Annotated in this window: 19 protein-coding genes, 1 pseudogene and 1 riboswitch; of the genes and pseudogenes, 18 read left to right on the forward strand and 2 right to left on the reverse strand. The window is 40.0% G+C overall.

Annotated features, from left to right (window positions below):
• The first annotated feature begins 10 nt into the window (after positions 1-10).
• The 8 genes and pseudogenes from G574_RS0108455 to G574_RS0108495 all read left to right on the forward strand — a co-directional run.
• The gene (locus tag G574_RS0108455; protein WP_029691830.1) at positions 11-850 is read left to right on the forward strand and encodes a DegV family protein; all 840 of its coding nucleotides are present in this window, start codon (positions 11-13) and stop codon (positions 848-850) included.
• Entirely contained in the window at positions 843-1,673 is an 831-nt protein-coding gene (locus G574_RS0108460; RefSeq protein WP_029691831.1) for an SGNH/GDSL hydrolase family protein, read from the forward strand. The genes G574_RS0108455 and G574_RS0108460 overlap by 8 nt, the downstream gene beginning before the upstream one ends.
• A complete protein-coding gene (locus G574_RS0108465; RefSeq protein ID WP_017769710.1) occupies positions 1,663-2,256 on the forward strand; it encodes a YpmS family protein in 594 nt (197 codons plus the stop codon). The genes G574_RS0108460 and G574_RS0108465 overlap by 11 nt, the downstream gene beginning before the upstream one ends.
• Before the next feature lie 121 nt (positions 2,257-2,377).
• Positions 2,378-2,653 (forward strand): HU family DNA-binding protein, encoded by a 276-nt coding sequence (locus G574_RS0108470; protein ID WP_017769711.1) that lies wholly within the window; start codon positions 2,378-2,380, stop codon positions 2,651-2,653.
• Positions 2,654-3,043: 390 nt separating this feature from the next.
• On the forward strand, positions 3,044-4,909 hold the full coding sequence (locus tag G574_RS0108480) for a hypothetical protein (RefSeq protein WP_156828124.1): 1,866 nt from the start codon (positions 3,044-3,046) through the stop codon (positions 4,907-4,909).
• Positions 4,910-5,009: 100 nt separating this feature from the next.
• Positions 5,010-5,477 (forward strand): Fur family transcriptional regulator, encoded by a 468-nt coding sequence (locus G574_RS0108485; protein WP_051130559.1) that lies wholly within the window; start codon positions 5,010-5,012, stop codon positions 5,475-5,477.
• A 3-nt stretch (positions 5,478-5,480) separates the two neighbouring features.
• Entirely contained in the window at positions 5,481-5,660 is a 180-nt protein-coding gene (locus G574_RS0108490; RefSeq protein WP_017769715.1) for a hypothetical protein, read from the forward strand.
• A 58-nt stretch (positions 5,661-5,718) separates the two neighbouring features.
• Positions 5,719-5,856: pseudogene (locus G574_RS0108495) on the forward strand (UDP-glucose 6-dehydrogenase); the annotation flags it as partial.
• A 158-nt stretch (positions 5,857-6,014) separates the two neighbouring features.
• Here the strand turns inward: G574_RS0108495 and G574_RS0108500 are convergent.
• On the reverse strand, positions 6,015-6,950 hold the full coding sequence (locus G574_RS0108500) for a dihydroorotate oxidase (protein ID WP_029691835.1): 936 nt from the start codon (positions 6,948-6,950) through the stop codon (positions 6,015-6,017).
• A 293-nt stretch (positions 6,951-7,243) separates the two neighbouring features.
• Between G574_RS0108500 and G574_RS0108505 the strand changes: the two genes are divergently transcribed.
• From G574_RS0108505 to G574_RS0108520, 4 genes are all read left to right on the forward strand, one after another.
• The gene (locus G574_RS0108505; RefSeq protein ID WP_017769354.1) at positions 7,244-7,939 is read left to right on the forward strand and encodes a phosphoglycerate mutase; all 696 of its coding nucleotides are present in this window, start codon (positions 7,244-7,246) and stop codon (positions 7,937-7,939) included.
• 388 nt (positions 7,940-8,327) lie between these two features.
• Positions 8,328-10,394 (forward strand): penicillin-binding protein PBP2B, encoded by a 2,067-nt coding sequence (pbp2b, locus tag G574_RS0108510; protein WP_245540410.1) that lies wholly within the window; start codon positions 8,328-8,330, stop codon positions 10,392-10,394.
• 23 nt (positions 10,395-10,417) lie between these two features.
• Positions 10,418-11,014, forward strand: coding sequence for a recombination mediator RecR (gene recR / locus G574_RS0108515; protein ID WP_017769352.1), 597 nt, complete (start codon positions 10,418-10,420; stop codon positions 11,012-11,014).
• A gap of 127 nt (positions 11,015-11,141) precedes the next feature.
• Entirely contained in the window at positions 11,142-12,188 is a 1,047-nt protein-coding gene (locus G574_RS0108520; RefSeq protein ID WP_029691837.1) for a D-alanine--D-alanine ligase, read from the forward strand.
• A gap of 40 nt (positions 12,189-12,228) precedes the next feature.
• Here G574_RS0108520 and G574_RS0108525 read toward each other — a convergent pair whose 3' ends face one another.
• Complete coding sequence (locus G574_RS0108525) at positions 12,229-12,795, reverse strand: folate family ECF transporter S component (RefSeq protein ID WP_017769350.1); 567 nt, start codon at positions 12,793-12,795, stop codon at positions 12,229-12,231.
• A gap of 77 nt (positions 12,796-12,872) precedes the next feature.
• A riboswitch (THF riboswitch) is annotated at positions 12,873-12,963 on the reverse strand.
• 164 nt (positions 12,964-13,127) lie between these two features.
• Here G574_RS0108525 and G574_RS0108535 point away from each other — a divergent pair.
• The 6 genes from G574_RS0108535 to G574_RS0108560 all read left to right on the forward strand — a co-directional run bounded on the left by G574_RS0108535 (position 13,128) and on the right by G574_RS0108560 (position 20,248).
• Positions 13,128-14,498, forward strand: a complete 1,371-nt coding sequence (locus G574_RS0108535) for a UDP-N-acetylmuramoyl-tripeptide--D-alanyl-D-alanine ligase (RefSeq protein ID WP_029691838.1) — start codon at positions 13,128-13,130, stop codon at positions 14,496-14,498.
• 18 nt (positions 14,499-14,516) lie between these two features.
• Positions 14,517-15,191: a YwaF family protein gene (locus G574_RS0108540; RefSeq protein ID WP_029691839.1), complete on the forward strand. Its 675-nt coding sequence runs from the start codon at positions 14,517-14,519 to the stop codon at positions 15,189-15,191.
• 119 nt (positions 15,192-15,310) lie between these two features.
• Positions 15,311-16,855 (forward strand): peptide chain release factor 3, encoded by a 1,545-nt coding sequence (locus tag G574_RS0108545; protein WP_017769347.1) that lies wholly within the window; start codon positions 15,311-15,313, stop codon positions 16,853-16,855.
• A gap of 659 nt (positions 16,856-17,514) precedes the next feature.
• The gene (locus G574_RS0108550; protein WP_029691840.1) at positions 17,515-17,895 is read left to right on the forward strand and encodes a PH domain-containing protein; all 381 of its coding nucleotides are present in this window, start codon (positions 17,515-17,517) and stop codon (positions 17,893-17,895) included.
• 171 nt (positions 17,896-18,066) lie between these two features.
• Entirely contained in the window at positions 18,067-19,878 is a 1,812-nt protein-coding gene (locus G574_RS0108555) for an SH3 domain-containing protein (protein ID WP_051130561.1), read from the forward strand.
• 133 nt (positions 19,879-20,011) lie between these two features.
• Positions 20,012-20,248, forward strand: a complete 237-nt coding sequence (locus tag G574_RS0108560; RefSeq protein WP_156828125.1) for a hypothetical protein — start codon at positions 20,012-20,014, stop codon at positions 20,246-20,248.
• The last annotated feature ends 41 nt before the right edge of the window (positions 20,249-20,289 follow it).

The raw sequence follows: 20,289 nt of genomic DNA on the forward strand, positions 1-20,289 counted from the left end.
AGGTTATGACATGAGCAATATTAGAATTGTGACAGATTCATCGATGACCATTGAAAAAGGTCTAGCGGATAGTTTGGGCATCACAATCGTTCCTTTGTCTGTGATGATTGATGGTGAACTGTATTCGGATGCTGATTTAAAAGAAGAAGGAAAATTCCTGTCTTTGATGAAACAGGGTAAAAACTTGCCTAAAACCAGTCAGCCACCTGTTGGTTTATTTGCTGAAGTATATGAAAACTTGATGGCTGATGGCGCAGAACATATCGTATCAATTCATTTGTCCCACTCGCTATCAGGGACGGTTGAAGCTGCTCGTCAAGGAGCGATGATCGCGGGTGCTCAAGTGACGGTTATCGATTCTAGCTTTACAGATCAGGCTATGAAATTCCAGGTTGTTGAAGCGGCAAAATTGGCTAAAGAAGGGCGGGATTTGGACTACATTTTGGATAGAGTTGAAAAGGTACGTGAAAAGACAGAACTCTATATTGGTGTCTCTACTCTGGAAAATTTGGTTAAAGGGGGACGTATCGGCCGTGTAACAGGCTTGTTAAGTTCACTTTTGAATATTCGAGTTGTAATGGAAATGAAAGATCATGAGCTAAATCCGATTGTCAAAGGTAGAGGTGCCAAAACCTTCGCCAAGTGGTTAGATCACTTTGTGAGTACGATCGGCGATCGATCGATTGCAGAGATTGGGATTTCTTACGCTGGTCAAAAGGATTTTGCGGTCAGTTTGAGAGATAAGTTACAGCACCTAGTGACCTCAGAGATTCCTGTCTTAGAAACAGGGTCTATCATTCAAACACATACGGGTGAAGATGCCTTCGCTGTTTTGGTGCGCTATGAATAAGTCGTGGTTCAAAGAACTTGCTGTGTTCATGGCGAGTCTCTTATTGTTTGGTTTCTTCTTTTGGTTTGTATTGCCAACGTCAGATTCTCAATTAAAAAAAGCTGATTTTCTTCAAGAAAAGAATCAAAAATTTCACCTACTAGCCATAGGAGATTCCTTAACTCAGGGAGTAGGAGATACAACTAATCAGGGAGGTTTTGTCCCCTTGCTAGCCCAGCGCTTGGATGAAGCCTACCGCTTTGATACGGTTACTAGCAATTACGGCATTTCAGGCAACACCAGTCGACAGATTCTCAATCGGATGAAGCAGCAGGAGGTCATTCAGAAGAACCTTAAAACAGCTAATTTAATGACGCTCACTGTCGGTGGTAACGATGTGATGAAAGTCATTCGCCAACATTTAAATGATCTTAGTCTTGAGAGTTTTGATAAAGCGACGACATCTTATCTCAGTAATGTGAAAGAGATTATCGCTTTAGCCCGTCGCGAAAATCCAGACTTGCCCATTTATATTATTGGTATCTATAATCCCTTTTATCTTAATTTCCCGGAGATGACGCAGATGCAGGATGTGATTGACAACTGGAATGCTCAGACGGAGTCCTTGACAAAAACCTATGAAGGAGTTTATTTTGTGGGAATCAATGATCAGTTATACAAGGGAATTGATGGTCAAGAAGGGATTGTGTCTGTTTCTGGTGATCAGACAACAGTCGTCAATGACGCCCTCTTTTCTGAAGACCACTTTCATCCCAACAATACCGGATATAGTATTATGGCGGATGCTATAATGGAGGAAATCACTCAAACTTATGAAAATTAAGCTATCCCATACGATATGGAAATATCTTTTTCTAATATTACTAGCCCTTAATCTAGCCTTTGTGAGTGTGGTTGTTTATCGTGTTTTACAGCCCAGAGAACAAAAAATGACAGCTGAAAATACCTCAAAAAGAAAAACACCGATCAAAGCAGGGAGTTTTGTAACGACTAGAGAGGAACTTAATAATACAGCGGCAGCCTTTTTAGAAGATTATCAAACTAAGGGATTTCGCTATGAATTTTATACAACATCGAGTCAAGTGTTATTTCAAGGGACTTATACTTTATTGGGTTATGAAGTGCCTTTATATGTCTACTTTGAACCTTTTGTCTTGAGTAATGGTAATGTTCAATTGGAGGTAAAATCTGTTTCAGCAGGCACCCTATCCTTACCCAAAAAAGAGGTGTTAAGTTATATCTCAAATGCTTATGATATTCCAGATTTCTTAGCGATAAAGCCTAAAAAATCAGAGATTATTTTATCCTTAAAAGACATTGAATTATCAAATGGTTTATACGCTCAAGCGACGGAGTTCGACTTGGCGAATGACCGTATTCGCTTTGATTTGTTTAAAGAACCTTAAGCTTACAAAATGATAAAAAAGCTATTGAGTGGCGCTTAATACTTGACCTGATAAGGTTTTTCAGATATGATAGAAATTGTTAATAAGCTACGGCTTAAATTTTATGGAGGATTTGTTCAAAATGGCAAATAAACAAGATTTAATCGCAAAAGTTGCAGAAGCAACAGAATTGACTAAGAAAGATTCAGCTGCAGCAGTTGATGCAGTATTTGAAGCTATCGAAGGTTTCCTTGCAAAAGGTGACAAAGTTCAATTGATTGGTTTTGGTAACTTTGAAGTTCGCGAACGCGCAGCTCGTAAAGGTCGCAACCCACAAACTGGTGAAGAAATCTCAATCGCAGCTTCAAAAGTTCCAGCCTTCAAAGCTGGTAAAGCACTTAAAGACGCTGTAAAATAATTCAGCTCTAAAAAGCCTATTGTATCAACGTTTCGGCGTTGTGCAATGGGCTTTTTTTGTATTTTGGGGCATTTTGGGGGCATAAAATCAATAATTTTCCATGATTTCAGCTATATTTGCCTTGAGTTTCTTTGTGACTTGGGTATACATTTGGATGGTTGTTTTAGCGTCTGCATGGCTAAGGCTATCCATAATGATACTACTTCGACGATATCAATTGGATGGGGAGAAACTTTTCAACCCCATTTTTTGGCATATTCGAGTTGTTTTAGAGAGAGTAGTGCTATCTATTGTGATCAAAACAGTGACTTTTTTGCAAAATCTTTAGATAGTATTTTGGGAGATAATAGGGTATAATAGAGTGATTATATAGAGAGAAATAGAGTTAAATTGAGAGAAAAATTACATTATCAGGAGGAGCAGGTTATCATGGGAGAAGATCCTACTCGGTCCAGCCATTTGCTGTCATCAGTTAATCGAAGAACGACTTCTAGAAGTCTTGTGACTTTGGTTTCTTGTGCTATTTTAGCAGGTGCTTTGATCACAGGTAATGTCCAAGCGGCAGACCAGGATTCCGAGGGACTATCTTCAGGAGAACCTGTTATTTCAGTACCTGTTGTCCCAGTCTTAGAAGCTAATAGTATTCCAGTTGAACAGACCGATTTGAGTTCTTCCGAGCCAGAGGTCGTTTCAGGAGAAGTGAAAGATGTTACGGAACAGCCAGGAACCATGGAAGTATCGCCGTTACCGACAACATCAGAAAATAATTTGCAAAACCAAGACGAGGTTTCTACGATAGCAGAGACTAGTCCCGCAGTCACTGAAGACGAAGTGGCTGACTTTGATTTATGGGAAGCTTTGGGAATGACAGCTGAGGTAGCTAAGAGAACAGGCAGAGTCGCTTTGGCGAATTTTCCAATATCAACTGCCGTGACTGAAATCCCAATTGTAGTATCAACTGGAATTGATCATTTATCTGTAGTGATCCCTAGAGAAGAATCTAGTGTAAGTACGTCTACTGCTGAGAAGACAACGCAGATAGTTGTTTATTTTGACCGTACCAATGACAGCTGGCGGGGTGAACAACTGAATTATTTACCGGACTTTGGAACGACTCGATTTTCGGTAAGAGCGGTGGATAATGGTAATGATACAGTAACACTCTATGTTCCTATTACGAAAGAGCAAATCAGTGTTAAAGATAAGGTTAGTTATACGGTAGTAGCTACTACAGCTTCAGGATTAACGTTTTCTGTTATTGATGAAATTGTTAATACACCTCCGGTGATTATAGTTGATCCGGTAGTGGTTGTTGACAGTGAAGGCGTAATTGATTTATTAGCACCGATCACAGTTCATGATTTTGAAGATGGTCTTTTTGAAAACGATAGCTTGATTAGTCAAATTGAGCGTATTTCCTACGAGAATCTAGATAGTGGTATCCTTGTTACCCTAGAGAAGGGTGAAAGTCAGATATTGACTGAAGCTGGTGATTATCGTGTGACAGTGGTCGTTAGTGATTCTGATGGGCGATTACGTTCAGAGAGCTATCAGCTAACAGTTTTACCTAAAGATCTCCCAGAAGCCCCAATGGTACCATTGCCAGAACCAGACTTGCCGGTTGTAGACGATGAACGTGATGATAGTGCTATTGAACCGATTCAAGAAATCGTCATAAGTATTATTGCTGATCAGATTGATAATAATAGTAACTTGGACCCTGATCTATCAAAGAAATCAGATAGTATTCCGAACCAAGAGCCTGTGGTTACAGTTGATACTGCTAGCTCTGCTCCAGTGGCTATTGCGATAACGGATAGTGTCAGGGATGATTCAGGACAATCAACGGTTGAAAATGATCGTAATCAAGAACCTATGCCAGTTCAGATTGCTGTAGAGGCCTTGCTAGATAGCTTTGAATCCCTAGAGACAAATACTAGTGTCATGCCACGTCTTATTGCCCCAAGTATTGATGCCTTTCCACAAGGGATAGTGATCCCATTTGAATGGAACCAGGAACCAGGTTTAGATAACGATTCACAAACTGCTTCGGATGATAAGATGTCTACTGATCAAGAGACAGATGCGGAGACTGATGACTTAACGACGGATTCAGTCCTTACTGAAAAAGGAGCTACTGCAGGTGCTTCTAAAGGTTTCTCCAAAGAACAGTCTGTTTTGGTACATTTAGTAACTTTTGGCATAGTTGCTTTGTATAGTATTTTAAGTTATTCATTTTTGAAGAAAAAACGTTGATCATATTGGAATAATATGTCAACTACAGTTACTTTTTAGAAAGCGTGCATAAGCGACTCTGACAAATTTTAGGATCATAGCAGAAGGAGGTGATTTGCCAATGTTAACTGAAGTCACAGAGGATATAATGCCAGAATATCAGGGTGTTATAGATCATTTTAAAAGAAAGCACATCAGAATTACAGAATCGCGTCGAGCGATTGTCATTTATATGATAAGGGCACATCATCATCCTAGTGCTGAGCAGATTTATAGAGATCTTAATCCACAATTTCCTAGCCTCAGTTTGGCAACGATTTATAATAATTTGCGAATGTTAGTGGATGAAGGCTTTGTGTCAGAAATAAAGGTGACAAACGATAATACGACCTACTTTGACTTTATGGGGCATGACCATGTCAATGTGGTTTGCGAGGTTTGTGGTCGGATTAGTGATTTGGCTATTGAGTTACCGGATATTGCTCAAGAAGCTTCGCAGCAAACCGGCTATCGTGTGACAAAAAGTCAGTTTACCATATATGGTATCTGCGAGGATTGCCAACGAAAAAACGAAACAGAGGTATATTGAGTCATGACAACTCTTCAGCTAATAGCACTTATTTTCTTTGTTTTTTCAGTGCTAAAAGTATTTGCCCTATTTAAGGTCTTGGATCTTTTTAAACCTAAGGGAGATAGTCCTGGACAGGAAGTTAAGGAAGATGACGAAACTATTATGGAGGAAGATGACTGGGAAGACGAGTCCTTATTTTAAAGAAAGTATAGCTCATACTCCACCTCTCATAGATATGGATAATTCGATGAAGTTAATGTTCTTTGGTTCAGAGGTGGTTAATAATCTCAAATGTTTTAAAGAACTTAGGCATGCGATTATTGCTAATCGGAATGATATTAATCTTGACGATGTGATTGACAAGGTTTACTCAAGAGACATCTTTAAGAGGGATTAAAGACGTGGTTTATCGATTAAGACAGAGTACTTGAGAGGCTGTCAGAAAAATAAAAAAACGAGTGGTTTCATCAGGGGCCACTCGTTTTTATAAAATATATTTAGGATACTCTGCTGTCATATCTGCTATGAAATCCTGAATGATATCTAATTGCTGCTTTAGTCTATGTAGTGAAGTTTGCCACGGAAGTCTTCAAGTGTTTCATAGCCCTTTTCTGCCATGATATCAGCGAGTTCTCTTTGAACTCGTTCGAAAATAGCAACATCTTCGTAACCAAATGCTGAGCCGATTTGAACCATGCTAGCGCCGCAGAGGATATGCTCAAAGGCATCGCGACCAGATTTGACACCACCAGTACCGATGATTTGGATGGATGGTTTTAAACGTTGGTAAAAGGCATGAACATTGGCTAAAGCTGTTGGTTTGATGTAGTCACCACCGATACCACCAAATCCATTTTTAGGTTTGATTACAACAGTCTCGTCTTTGATGACTAACCCATTTCCAATTGAATTAACACTATTGATAAAAGTTAAAGGGAATTTATTTAAAATATCGGCTACTTGGTCAAAATGGACAATATCAAAATAGGGTGGCAATTTGACACCGAGTGGCTTTTTATAATAGCTGAAGATATCTGTTAACAGCTGCTCGGTTGTTTCAAAGTCATAGGCAATCTGTGGTTTTCCTGGAACATTTGGACAAGAGAGATTGAGCTCTACCAAGCCTTGATAATCGCTTTTTTGAATGGTTTGCACGATCACATGAGTTTCCTCTTGAGACATGCCGACGACAGACAAGAAATGGGACTCCTGAGGTTGCGATTGCTGAAGTGAAATGACATAGTCTAGGTAATATTGGAAGCCTTTGTTAGGGAGCCCCATGGAGTTGATGGTTCCAAAGGGAGCGTCGGCCCAACGTGGCGATGGATTACCTTCGCGCTCCTCTAAGGTGGCTGTTTTGGTAACGAAGGCACCGGCTTTGGAATGACGAATTGCTTCTAGATCCTCAATTGTCATGCAGCGTACTCCAGCAGCATTCATAAGGCAGTTATCAAACTGAAAATTCCCAATTTGTGTTGACGTTGAAACCATGATTTCCTCCTATTGTGAAAAGGGCAAGTTGCCAGATTTTAGACAAATTTTTTCTATTCTATCACTGGAAAAATGTCAATGCAAGTCTTTTTTTAAGAAAAAAATAAAAAGTTCGTGTTTTTCAAAAAAGGGAATAGAAAAGGCTAAAACAAGGAAACGCTATCATGGAGAAAATTGTGATTTTGCTAGCTTTTTAGCGCTTTTTTGGGTAGAATAGAGAAGTAATTGGCATTAGCCAAGAATATGCGATTAAGGACTAACCTTAATCCGTAAAATCTAAAGGAGTTACTCTAATGGTAAAATTAGTTTTCGCTCGCCACGGTGAGTCAGAATGGAACAAAGCTAACCTTTTCACTGGATGGGCTGACGTAGACCTTTCAGAAAAAGGAACACAACAAGCAATTGATGCTGGTAAATTGATTAAAGAAGCTGGTATCGAATTTGACCTTGCTTTCACATCTGTATTGAAACGTGCTATCAAAACAACTAACTTGGCTCTTGAAGCAGCTGATCAACTTTGGGTACCAACTGAAAAATCATGGCGCTTGAACGAACGTCATTACGGTGGATTGACTGGTAAAAACAAAGCAGAAGCAGCAGAACAATTTGGTGATGAGCAAGTTCACATCTGGCGTCGTTCATACGATGTATTGCCTCCAGAAATGGCAAAAGACGATGAGCACTCAGCACACACAGACCGTCGTTATGCTTTGCTTGATGATTCTGTTATTCCAGATGCTGAAAACTTGAAAGTAACTCTTGAGCGTGCTCTTCCATACTGGGAAGATAAAATTGCACCAGCTCTTAAAGAAGGTAAGAACGTCTTTGTTGGAGCACATGGTAACTCAATTCGTGCCCTTGTCAAACACATCAAACAATTGAATGATGATGAAATCATGGACGTTGAAATCCCTAACTTCCCACCACTTGTCTTTGAATTTGACGACAAATTGAACCTTACTGCTGAGTACTACCTTGGTGGTGAATAATCTGTCCGTCATTTCCAGACAAGGTAAATAGGGAACATATAACCTAAGGCTTTAGGTTGTTCCTGATGACTAACAAGTCAATATTATGAATCGGTACCTTCTAAATGAGGTTACCGATTTTTTAGCTTTAAATGGTTACTGAAACAGCATTTATATCAGCTACTCAGTAGAAATCGTATGGTGCTGAACGGCTCACTTTTTTTGAATTAGAGAAAGCTAAAAATGGTCTGTAACAGACAAATAGTTTCCATTTATTAATCACTTAATGGCTCAACCTGACTCTATCCTATGGTTTCAAAATCTTTTTCAAATAATGTGATTCTTCAGTCGTGATCGACTTATAAATGTGATAGAATAAATGGGTATCGATAAATTTTGGAGAGACATCGTGAAGGCATTTTTAAAACGTTTACAATCAAGTTATACTGAGATACCAGTGATCGCAAGGCGGCTTTACATCCTTTTTTTTATGGTTGTTTTTTTATTTACGGTTCTGGTGATTCGTCTGGCAGATATGCAACTGGTCAATGCAGATTTTTATCTTGAAAAATTACGAAAGACCACTATCTATGAAGTATCAACTTCGACAGAGCGAGGACAGATTTATGATGTCAAAGGAAAGCCGTTAGTACAGAATGTCTCTAAAAAAATAGTCACTTTTACGCGAAATAACATCATTTCTGCTGAAGATATCAAGGAGATTGCTCAAGAATTAGCAAAGGTGGTGACTATGCCTGAAACCACTGTTTCTGTTAGGGATAAAATTGACTATTATTTGGCAGATCAAGAGACCTTTTCTGCAGTTGTAGACAAATTGCCAGATAGTAAAAAATACGATAAATTCCACAACAGTCTGTCCTCTTCAGAGATTTATACAAATGCTGTGGCAACAGTGTCAGAAAACGACATTGATTATGATCAGGACACCTTAAAAACGGTAGCTCTCTTTAGTCAAATGAACGGGACTGCTGTCTTTGACACTACTCGATTACTGACAGATGATCTGACTTCAGAACAAATCCAAGCCGTTCAAGAAAAGTCTCCTGAAATGGCAGGGATTACCATTTCTGATGGTTGGGATCGGGAAGAACCTACTAGCTCCTTGGCGCCACTGCTTGGTCGTATTTCAAGTGAAAAGACAGGTCTACCCGAGGAAGAAGCTGAGGCTTACTTGAAAAAAGGTTACTCTCTTAATGACAGAGTAGGCACCTCTTACTTGGAGAAACAATACGAAGAGGAACTTCAAGGAAAGCACGAATCAAAGACCATTACGATTAATAAGAATGGTAAAGTTGTAGACGAACAGATCGTTTCCCAAGGGCACAAGGGCAATCACATTAAATTAACCATTAATAGTGATTTTCAAGCAGAGGTGGAAGGTATTCTCAAAAAATATTACCAACAAGAACTATCGGCTGGTAAAGCAAGGTATTCAGATGGTGTCTATGCCGTGGCTATGGATCCTAAAACAGGGGCCATCTTATCAATGGCAGGTTTATCACACGATAAAGGAAGCGATCAGGTTGAGACCAATGTCTTAGGAACTATCAATGAAGTGTTCACTCCTGGTTCAGTCGTAAAGGGAGCGACATTGACAGCTGGTTGGCAGACGGGTGCTCTAACAGGCAATGAGATATTGACAGATATGCCGATTGTTTTCGCGGGTGATAGCACAGCGATTAATTCTTGGTTTACCAAAGGTTCTCTCTCTATAACGGCTAGTCAGGCCTTGGAATACTCTTCTAACACTTATATGGTACAATTAGCCTTGAGAATGATGGGGCAACCTTATATCTACAACATGCCTTTGGCTTCAAAAGGTTACCAAAAGGCCATGGGAGATTTGCGTAAAACATATGCAGAATATGGGCTAGGCTCGTCAACGGGTCTTGATTTGCCAAGCGTCTCAGAAGGATTTGTTCCCAAAGACTTTACTGTCTCGAATACGCTAACAGAATCTTTTGGACAATTTGATAATTACAATACTTTGCAACTTGCCCAGTATGCAGCAACAGTATCTAATGGTGGCAATCGGATGTCGGCACATTTGGTTGAAGGGATTTATGATCAGAATGCTGAGGGGGGCATTGGTAATCAAATTCGTGCTATAGCGCCTAAAAGCCTCAATCAGGTTGAGATAACGCCAGAGCAGATGGCTATTATTCAACAAGGTTTTTATAATGTGGTTAATAGTAATAGCAGTCTGGCAACAGGGTCTGATATGCGCGGTCGCAATACGATTATTAGTGGCAAAACAGGAACCGCTGAAACTTTTACACAAGATAGTGATGGAAAAACGGTGAGCACCGTTAATTTGAATGTGGTTGCTTATGACCAAAATAATCATATTGCCGTTGGTATTATGTATCCCAATGCATCAGATTATCTGTCCAAGGCCCACCAGTATATTGCTAGAGACATCATTGATCTCTATGTTGCCAAATATGCTTCCTAGTGAATTAGAAAAGGGGAAATAACGTGTTATACCCAACACCAATTGCAAAATTAATTGATAGCTTTTCAAAATTGCCGGGAATCGGTATCAAAACGGCTACTCGTTTGGCCTTCTATACGATTGCCATGGCTGATGAGGATGTAAATGACTTTGCTAAAAATCTCTTAGCAGCTAAACGCGACCTCACTTACTGCTCTGTTTGTGGGAACTTAACCGATGAAGATCCTTGTGATATCTGTACGGATGAGAATCGTGACCGTACGGTACTTTTAATTGTGGAAGACTCCAAGGATGTCTCTGCCATGGAAAAAATTCAAGAGTACCATGGTCTATATCATGTCCTACATGGTTTGATTTCCCCTATGAATGGCGTCGGTCCAGATGATATTAATTTAAAAACATTGATCACGCGCCTCATGGATAGTGATATCCAGGAAGTCATTATTGCCACCAATGCAACTGCAGATGGTGAAGCGACTGCCATGTATATTTCTCGGGTTCTTAAACCAGCGGGAATTAAGGTGACGCGTCTGGCACGCGGTTTAGCCGTAGGATCTGATATCGAATATGCTGATGAAGTTACTTTGTTGAGAGCTATTGAAAACAGAACGGAATTGTGATAGTGGCTAGCTATGATAGGATTGCTGGTGATTTTATCTTTAAGAACAATTATGTTATGATAAGTTGAATTGATCTCTCTAGCGCTTTGCTAAGCATGAGATGATAAAAAGTGGAAAGTGAAACCTTATGACAAAAAAAACAATAGTACTGCTCTATGGTGGACGTTCTGCCGAGCGTGAAGTCTCCGTTTTATCTGCGGAAAGTGTTATGCGGGCTGTTAACTATGAGGCATTTCAAGTTAAGACCTATTTTATTGCTCAAACAGGTCAATTTATTAAAACTCAAGAGTTTACGGAGAAACCGTCTGAGACTGAAGTTCTGATGACGAGTGAAACGATTCGTCTTGATCAAGTTATCAAACCTTCAGATATTTACGAGGAAAATGCCGTTGTTTTCCCTGTGCTTCATGGACCCATGGGAGAAGATGGCTCTATTCAAGGGTTCTTAGAAGTATTGGGAATGCCTTATGTAGGGACCAATATCCTCTCCTCAAGCGTGGCTATGGACAAAATCACGACCAAGCAGGTTTTGGCCTCAACAGGGGTTCCTCAAGTAGCTTATACTGTCTATATTGAAGGTAATGATCTTGAAAAGAGCATTTCGGAAAGTTTACAGTCGCTCTCATTTCCAGTGTTTGTGAAACCAGCCAATATGGGGTCATCGGTAGGGATTTCAAAAGCAGAAAGCGAGTCAGAATTGCGTAAAGCTATTGCAGAAGCGCTCAAATACGACAGCCGCATTTTGATTGAGCAAGGTGTGACGGCGCGTGAAATCGAAGTTGGGATTCTAGGCAATGCTGATGTCAAAACTACAGAAGCCGGTGAAGTTGTGAAAGATGTTGCTTTCTATGACTATCAAGCCAAGTATATTGATAATAAAATCACTATGGCAATTCCTGCGGATATCCCTTCGGATGTTATGGCACAAATGCGTCGCTACGCAGAAATGGCTTTCAAAGCTATTGGTGGTTGTGGCTTATCGCGTTGTGATTTCTTTTACACAGAATCTGGCGAGATTTTTTTAAATGAATTAAATACCATGCCAGGCTTTACCCAGTGGTCCATGTACCCGCTCTTGTGGGAGAATATGAGTTTATCGTATGCTGATTTGATTGAACAATTAGTTGTCTTAGCTCAAGAAATCTATGACAAACGTGAGAGCCATCTCATTTAAGGAAAATACCCTAGCGTAGGATGAGGCGCTAGGGTATTTTTTATGCTTTAGGATTTAAGAGTTTACGGTATTCGGCTAGTCGCTGTAATTGAGATAAGATCGCCATTGTCACCACAGTCCGGATTGGGATTTCGAAAATTTTGAGCCAACGACCAGCGATGAATTGTGCTGCAATAGGTACTTTATAATAATGCTGGATGAGAAGAGGTGTCATGATGAAGCTCCCCAAGATGGTAATCACGGCGACTGCAAGAGACACATAGAGCCAATCTTTTTTGGAGGACCAAGTGACGGACTTGCCAAAGAAGAATGCCCCGTAGAAGAAACCTAAAATAGCTTCCATGATAGTCCAACCGATTAAAAACATGCCAGCTTTTTCAGAAAAAAGGGTATCAACAATGTCAAAAAGACCAAAAATAAGGAAACTAAGACTTTGGCCCGCTAAAACCCCAATAACAGTTTCTGTAATGAAGGTAAAGCTTAGAACCAGTTGTTTTGGGATAAGCGTTAGTGAAAAACGCCCGATGACATAGGTCAAGGCCAAAAAGATACCAATCGTTGCCAAGCGGCGCACGCTTAGTTTTGGAAGAGTGAATAAAGTTTTCATGATAAAGCTCCTTAAAAAGTTTGTGGAGCTGTTAAGGTCTATCTGAGTCTTCTATTATGAGTGACCTAGATATAGCTAACAGCGGATGCAATGATTTATCGCACGCTTCGTTTCGTTATGTGACAACATCCCATTCACATACACTTGACGCAAATCATTTACTCTGTCGATTGAAAGAACAATCTTATTTATCATATCATAAGTCTTCAAAATAGCAAGATATGATTCGTTTTGTGGCATAAGTTAGTAAAGTGATGTTTTTAATCATAAAAAGCTCCTTGAAAAATTATGATATAATGGAACCATTACTGAACAAGAAGAAGGATTGTAAGATGAAATTACGATTATACGAAGTCGCCAAAGTTGTCGGTGCCAAAAACGATATAACAGAATTTGATGATGTAGACCTGAGACAGATTGAATTTGATTCGCGTAAAATCACCAATGGTGATCTTTTTCTCCCTCTAAAAGGGTCACGCGATGGCCATGACTTTATCGATTTAGCTTTTCAAAATGGCGCTGTGGCTACCTTATCTGAGAAAGCCATTGAAGGGCATCCCTATCTACTAGTTGAGAATTGTTTAACGGCTTTTCAACAATTAGCCGCCTATTATGTGGAGCGTAGTCGTGTCGATGTGATCGCTGTCACAGGTTCGAATGGTAAAACAACGACTAAAGACATGATTGCTCAACTCTTGTCGACAACTTACAATACTTACAAGACCCAAGGGAACTACAATAACGAGATTGGTCTTCCTTACACCATTCTTCATATGCCAGATAATACGGAGAAACTGGTTCTGGAAATGGGGCAAGACCATCTTGGTGATATAAAACTCTTATCGGAGATAGCCAAGCCGCACATAGGCTTAGTCACTTTAGTCGCAGAAGCTCATCTAGAATTCTTTGGCAGCCGTGAAAAGATTGCAGAAGGTAAGATGCAAATAACGGATGGCATGGGGAGTGATGGGATTTTGATTGCTCCAGCGGATTCCATTATTGATTCCTATTTACCTAAAAATCAAACAACCATTCGTTTTGGTGCTGATGAAGATATCTATATTACAGATCTTCAAGAGGCGAGGGCATCCTTAACTTTTAAAACGAATTTTTTAGAAGAGTCAGTATATTTACCGGTTACGGGAAAATACAATGCGACCAATGCCATGATAGCTGCTTATGTTGCTAAATTGCTAATGGTGTCAGACCAAGATATTTACCGAGCCTTCAAAGCATTGGAATTGACCAAAAACCGTACCGAGTGGAAAAAAGCTGGCAACGGTGCGGACATCCTATCAGATGTTTACAATGCTAATCCAACAGCCATGAAATTGATTTTAGAAACCTTTTCAAGTATTCCTCAAAATGAAGGGGGGAAAAAGCTAGCTGTTCTTGCTGATATGAAAGAATTAGGAGATGCTTCTATTACTCTTCATGAAAGCATCCTTGATAGTTTATCCGTAGACAATCTGGATATGCTCTTCTTCTATGGGCAAGATATTAGGTCCTTATCAGATTTGGCTAGAAGAAGATTCCCGGAAAATACAGTATTTTTCTTTGAAAAATCAGATACTAAAGATGATTTTGACGCTCTATCTCAAGCAATTGTTGATAATTTATCAAAAGACGACCAAATCTTATTAAAAGGTAGTCATTCGATGAAGTTGGCTGATATTGTGACGCGCTTAGAAAATTTAGAGTAACGGATTATGTATAGTATTATGTCAATCATAACGGGTACAGCCAGTCATGCACCTAGGATTACCCCTCTTGTGTATAGTTTTCTTTTGACGCTTGTGATTTTGTCTATTGGGATGACTCGGCTTTTTTATAATCTGTCAGGTTATCAGATTTTTTGGCGAAGACTTCAATTTTTCCAAATCATTTCATTGTATGGTTGGTACATTTTGGTTCACTTTGATGTGACGGAATGTCTTCCTTTTTATCATTGTCGACTGGCTACTTTAGCTATTCTCTTTTTACCAAAAGGGAGAATAAAAACGTATTTTGCCTATCTTGGTACAGCAGGTGCTATCTGTGCACTTTCTTATCCTATCTTTGATCCTTACCCTTTTCCTCACTTAACCATCTTATCTTATGTATTTGGGCATATGGCCTTGTTGATTAATAGTTTGATTTACCTCTATCAAAGTGAGTCTAGAATCCAACTTTCTTTGAAAACCATTCTACAAATGACCTTTATCGTGAACCTTATGATTGGTCTCGTTGATTTGGTCTTTCAAGCGAATTATGGTTTTTTACGAGAGACACCAATTTTAGCTAGTAAGAATGGTATGCTGAATTTATTAATTGTTAGCTTGGTTATTTCAATATTGATGGCACTAGTTCAAAGAATTATGTCAAGAGAACTTGAACGTGTGACGGTGAGAGTCTGACTTGCTTGCTATTGCTTATTTAGCTATAATAAAAGAGTTGTCAGTTATACAACTCTTTTTGTATGCTGAAAAATGAACCGAAACTAATTGTTATCATCAGAAAAATCAAAGGAAGAACTATGTCAATTCAAGACGAAATTAAACGCCGTCGTACCTTTGCTATCATCTCTCACCCGGATGCTGGTAAAACGACGATTACAGAACAATTGCTCTATTTTGGTGGCGAGCTGCGTGAAGCTGGTACCGTCAAAGGAAAGAAAACGGGTAACTTTGCTAAATCTGACTGGATGGACATCGAGAAACAACGTGGTATCTCTGTAACGTCATCTGTCATGCAGTTTGACTACGCAGGTAAACGCGTCAATATCTTGGACACGCCTGGTCACGAGGATTTCTCAGAGGATACTTATCGTACCCTTATGGCAGTGGATGCTGCTGTCATGGTCGTGGACTCTGCCAAGGGTATCGAGGCCCAAACCAAGAAACTCTTTGAAGTTGTGAAACACCGTAATATCCCAGTTTTCACCTTTATCAATAAATTGGACCGTGATGGCCGCGAACCTTTGGACCTTTTAGAAGAATTAGAAGAAGTCCTAGGTATCGCCTCTTATCCTATGAACTGGCCAATCGGTATGGGACGTGCTTTTGAAGGGCTTTATGATATCCATAACCAACGTTTAGAGCTTTATAAGGGAGATGACCGTTTTGCAGAAATTGCTGATGGTGATAAGCTCTTTGCCAACAATCCCTTCTATGAGCAAGCTAAGGAAGACACTGAGCTCTTGAGCGAAGCTGGAAATGAGTTCTCACAAGAAGCCATCTTAGCTGGTGAGTTGACACCAGTATTCTTCGGGTCAGCCCTTACTAATTTTGGTGTGCAGACCTTCCTTGATACGTTCTTAGAGTTTGCACCAGAACCACATGGTCATAAAACGACTGAAGACAAGATGATTGATCCGCTAGACAAGGATTTCTCTGGCTTCGTCTTTAAAATTCAAGCTAATATGGATCCTCGGCATCGTGACCGTATCGCTTTTGTACGTATCGTCTCTGGTGAATTTGAACGTGGGATGAGTGTTAATCTTCCTCGCACAGGCAAGGGAGCTAAGTTATCCAACGTCACGCAATTCATGGCTGAATCTCGTGAAAATGTGGAAAATGCTGTGGCCGGTGATATCATCGGGGTTTATGACACAGGGACTTATCAGGTTGGTGATACGCTGACTATTGGCAAAAACAAGTTCGAGTTTGAACCGCTACCGACCTTCACACCCGAGATTTTCATGAAAGTTTCTGCTAAGAATGTCATGAAACAAAAATCCTTCCATAAAGGCATTGAGCAATTGGTACAAGAAGGAGCCATCCAGCTCTACAAAAACTACCAAACAGGCGAATACATGCTCGGTGCTGTCGGTCAGCTCCAGTTTGAAGTCTTCAAGCACCGTATGGAGGGTGAGTACAACGCAGAAGTGGTCATGACACCAATGGGTAAAAAGACCGTCCGCTGGATTAAGCCAGAAGATCTTGACGAACGCATGAGCTCAAGCCGAAACATCCTAGCAAAAGACCGCCACGACCAGCCTGTCTTCCTCTTTGAAAACGACTTCGCCCTCCGTTGGTTCGCGGACAAGTATCCTGATGTGGAGCTTGAGGAGAAGATGTAGAAAAGGTCCAGGGGACCTTTTCTAGTTGGAAATAGGAACTGACGTTAGTCAGTTTACAAAGGCTAAACGTTGAAAATGAAGCCACAGCTTCGTTGACTCGCTTTGATGAACTTCAGTTCTATCTTCAGCTTGTTGCTTCGTTTTGTTCTTCATTTTCATTGCGAATCAGATTTTCTGTAAGGTGTCGAAAGAGCATATTACAACCTACTGCGCCTCTGTACAGAAATCAGTAACCAATAAAGTTGACTTGATTTCGTAGTCTTTCCCTCGCAAAGTCGACTAGGGAGACGTTGTCGCGAATGCGACAAATACTACCAGTCAACAACTGCGCTACAAGATAGAAATCTCTGTGAGTTTGCTTTCTCGTTCCTAAATCGTTGATAGTATGATTAGAGTATTTGAATCGCTTCTCTCTAAACAGTCTGGGAATGGCTTTAGGAGTAAACCTGAAAACTGTTAAGCTTACGATCCTAGGATATCACCTTGAAGACATTAACAACAGATTTTGTTTAACAATACAAATTGTCAATATTTTTTTAATTTTATCATTTTTATTTAATTTTAATCAACAAATCGCTGTTATTTACCAGTAAATGAGAGCGAAGCGGCAAGAATATGTGGTATAATGATAATAATAAGCAAAATGGAAGGGGTATACGATGGGATTATTTTCTGGTCTACTTGGGAATGCTTCTCAAAAAGATAACGACAAGGTGGAGGAACAGCTGCGCGATATTTTGATCCCCAACGAGCAAGTCGAGCTGGCTTTCTCCCTGGTTCGTGATCTGATTGTCTTTACGGAAAAGCGCTTGATATTGGTTGATAAACAAGGGGTAACAGGTAAGAAGATCTCTTATAAATCCTTGCCATATCGCTCTATTTCACGTTTTACCGTAGAAACTTCGGGGCACTTTGATCTTGATGCTGAACTCAAAATTTGGATTTCATCAGCGATGGAACCGGCTGAAATTTTACAATTTAAGAGCGATAAAAATATTGTTCAGATTCAACAAGCGCTAGCAGCAGCTGTTTTGAAATAGTCGAAGACGATCTTAGTATCGTCTTTTTTATTACTTTTATTTTTATGTAACATACCTCATGTTACATAAATGTTACAAAAATTACAAAAATACATTGACAAAGTAATATTTAAAAATTATAATATAACTATAATGTAGTGTAATGCAAATGTTTTAAAGGAGGTAACCCTAATGGCACATCAAAGTAGTCAATTACAACAGCGTTATGCGATACGCACCTATTCGTTTGGTGCAGCTTCCGTTTTATTAGGTGCCTATCTTGTTACTGGTCAACAGTCAGTAGCGGCAGATACCGTTCAAGCAAACATTGCCCCAGCTACAACAACCCATCAGCTTGTTTTAGAGCAGACAGAGGAGAATATCACTTCCGAGATGGCCATTTTGCCAGAGTCTATCTCAGAGTCATCATCAGCAACAGCCCAGTCTCAGCAGGATGTTGATGGAAAAGCTGTGACATCAGAAGTTCAGGTAAGCGTGCCTCAAGTGATGCATTCAAAGAGTGGTGATTCTTCACAAATGGTAATGGACTCTTCTGAGGTAGCACCGGTGATACCGTCAACGGTAGAGTCCGTAATCAGTCAAGGATCAGCTAGTCAAGCAGTGACGCAAACGCTTAAGGAAACGAATCATGTCCCTACGATGGCAGAAAATAAACTTCCGGAGTCAGGGAACTATATTTTTACAGAAACTGTCGCTGTTAAAAATGCCCCTCAGATTGATAGCGCAACTGTTTTTGAATACCATAAAGGTGACTCTGTTTATTATCAACATGTGACGAAAAATGATGGTTACCTTTGGTTAACTTATCAAAGTTATAGTGGTATACAGCGCTATGTCGCCTTGAAGGCTGTAGAGAGTGGTACTCCGGTGGTTGAAGAAACACTGGAAGAAGCGGCAAAACTAAGCCTTCCACAAAGTGGAACATTTACGTTTACCGAACAAACAGCTGTTAAAAATGATGCAAAACTATCAGCTAAAACACAGTTCTACTATCAAAAAGGAGAACGCGTTAACTACGACAAGGTTCTTGTTGCAGATGGCTATGAATGGCTTTCCTACATGTCTTATAGCGGTGTGAGACGCTATGTACCGATTAATCTTATCGCCGAAAAACCTGCTGATCCGGTTAAAGACGATAAACATACTCAACCAGATGCTCAGTCAAGCATAGGTAATCACATTGTTCCCGCAGGTCGTTTGGATGTGATCAATGTTACACCTCAAGGCTTTGATGTGGTAGTGAGTCAGGTGAGCAATCCCAATCCTATTACAGCTGTCAAAGTTCCGATATGGACGAGTCAGTCAGGTCAGGACGATTTGGTATGGTATCAGGCTAAAAAAACACAAGATGGCGATTACACCTTACATGTCAACTTAGCAGATCATAAGCATCATTCAGGTGAGTATAATATTCACCTTTATTATCAAGAAAATGATGGTTATTTGAGGGGTGTCTTAAGTGTTAAGGTAGCTATTACGATTGTTGGTAATCCAGGGCAAGTCAGTGATTCAGAGGGGTCTCGTCCTGAGAGCACCCTCCCTACTAGGGGAACGTATCGTTTTAAAGAACGGGTCGCGGTTCGAAATCAGACAAGTTTATCAAGCCCAGTTCAGTTTTACTTTGAAGCTGGTGAGGCCATTAATTATGACAAGGTTCTCTCAGACAATGGTCATCAATGGCTTTCCTATGTGTCTTATAGTGGTGTGAGACGGTACATTGCGATCGAGACAGACGTAAAGGATCCTGATAATGCTGTTACCCAACCATCCAAAGATCATTCAGTAACGATTCCGCCTAAAGGGCAATGGACATTTACCAAGGAGGCTATGGTTCGTCATCAGGCTAACCTTTCAAGTCCAGTCGTTTTTAAATTAGATAAAGGTTACCGTCTGTATTATGACCAAGTTATCACAGCGGATGGGCATACCTGGCTTAGCTACCAATCTTACAGTGGGGTTCGTCGGTATGTGGCTATCAATTAAATAAGAAAATACATCCATTGAGAAGGAGTCAAACGAAAAGGTGGTGTTGATTAAGTGCATTAATGGTTTAGCAATTTTGGTATGCTTCATGTTGATGCCATATATGAAATATTCAGGGCAGTCTTTGAAGACAATGAAATTGTTATACCTAGTTGCCCTTATCTTATCTGCCATCTTCTCGTTTTGTCATCAAGATTACCTTTGTAAGCTGGCGTCTGTCCTAATGGTTATGGGCGCCTTAATGGTGGCTGGCAATATCCCCGTGACGGCTCTCACATCTTGGCGGAGAGTTGCTATGATTGTGATCTATCTTGGAATAGCCTTTCAATTGCTAGACATTTTATCTTACTCATCTGGACAACTTCTCTAGGAAGTGACTATTAATACGTTTATTGACTTTTTATGAAAACG

The sequence above is a fragment of the Streptococcus hyovaginalis DSM 12219 genome (assembly GCF_000420785.1).
In the GTDB taxonomy this organism is placed as follows: domain Bacteria; phylum Bacillota; class Bacilli; order Lactobacillales; family Streptococcaceae; genus Streptococcus; species Streptococcus hyovaginalis.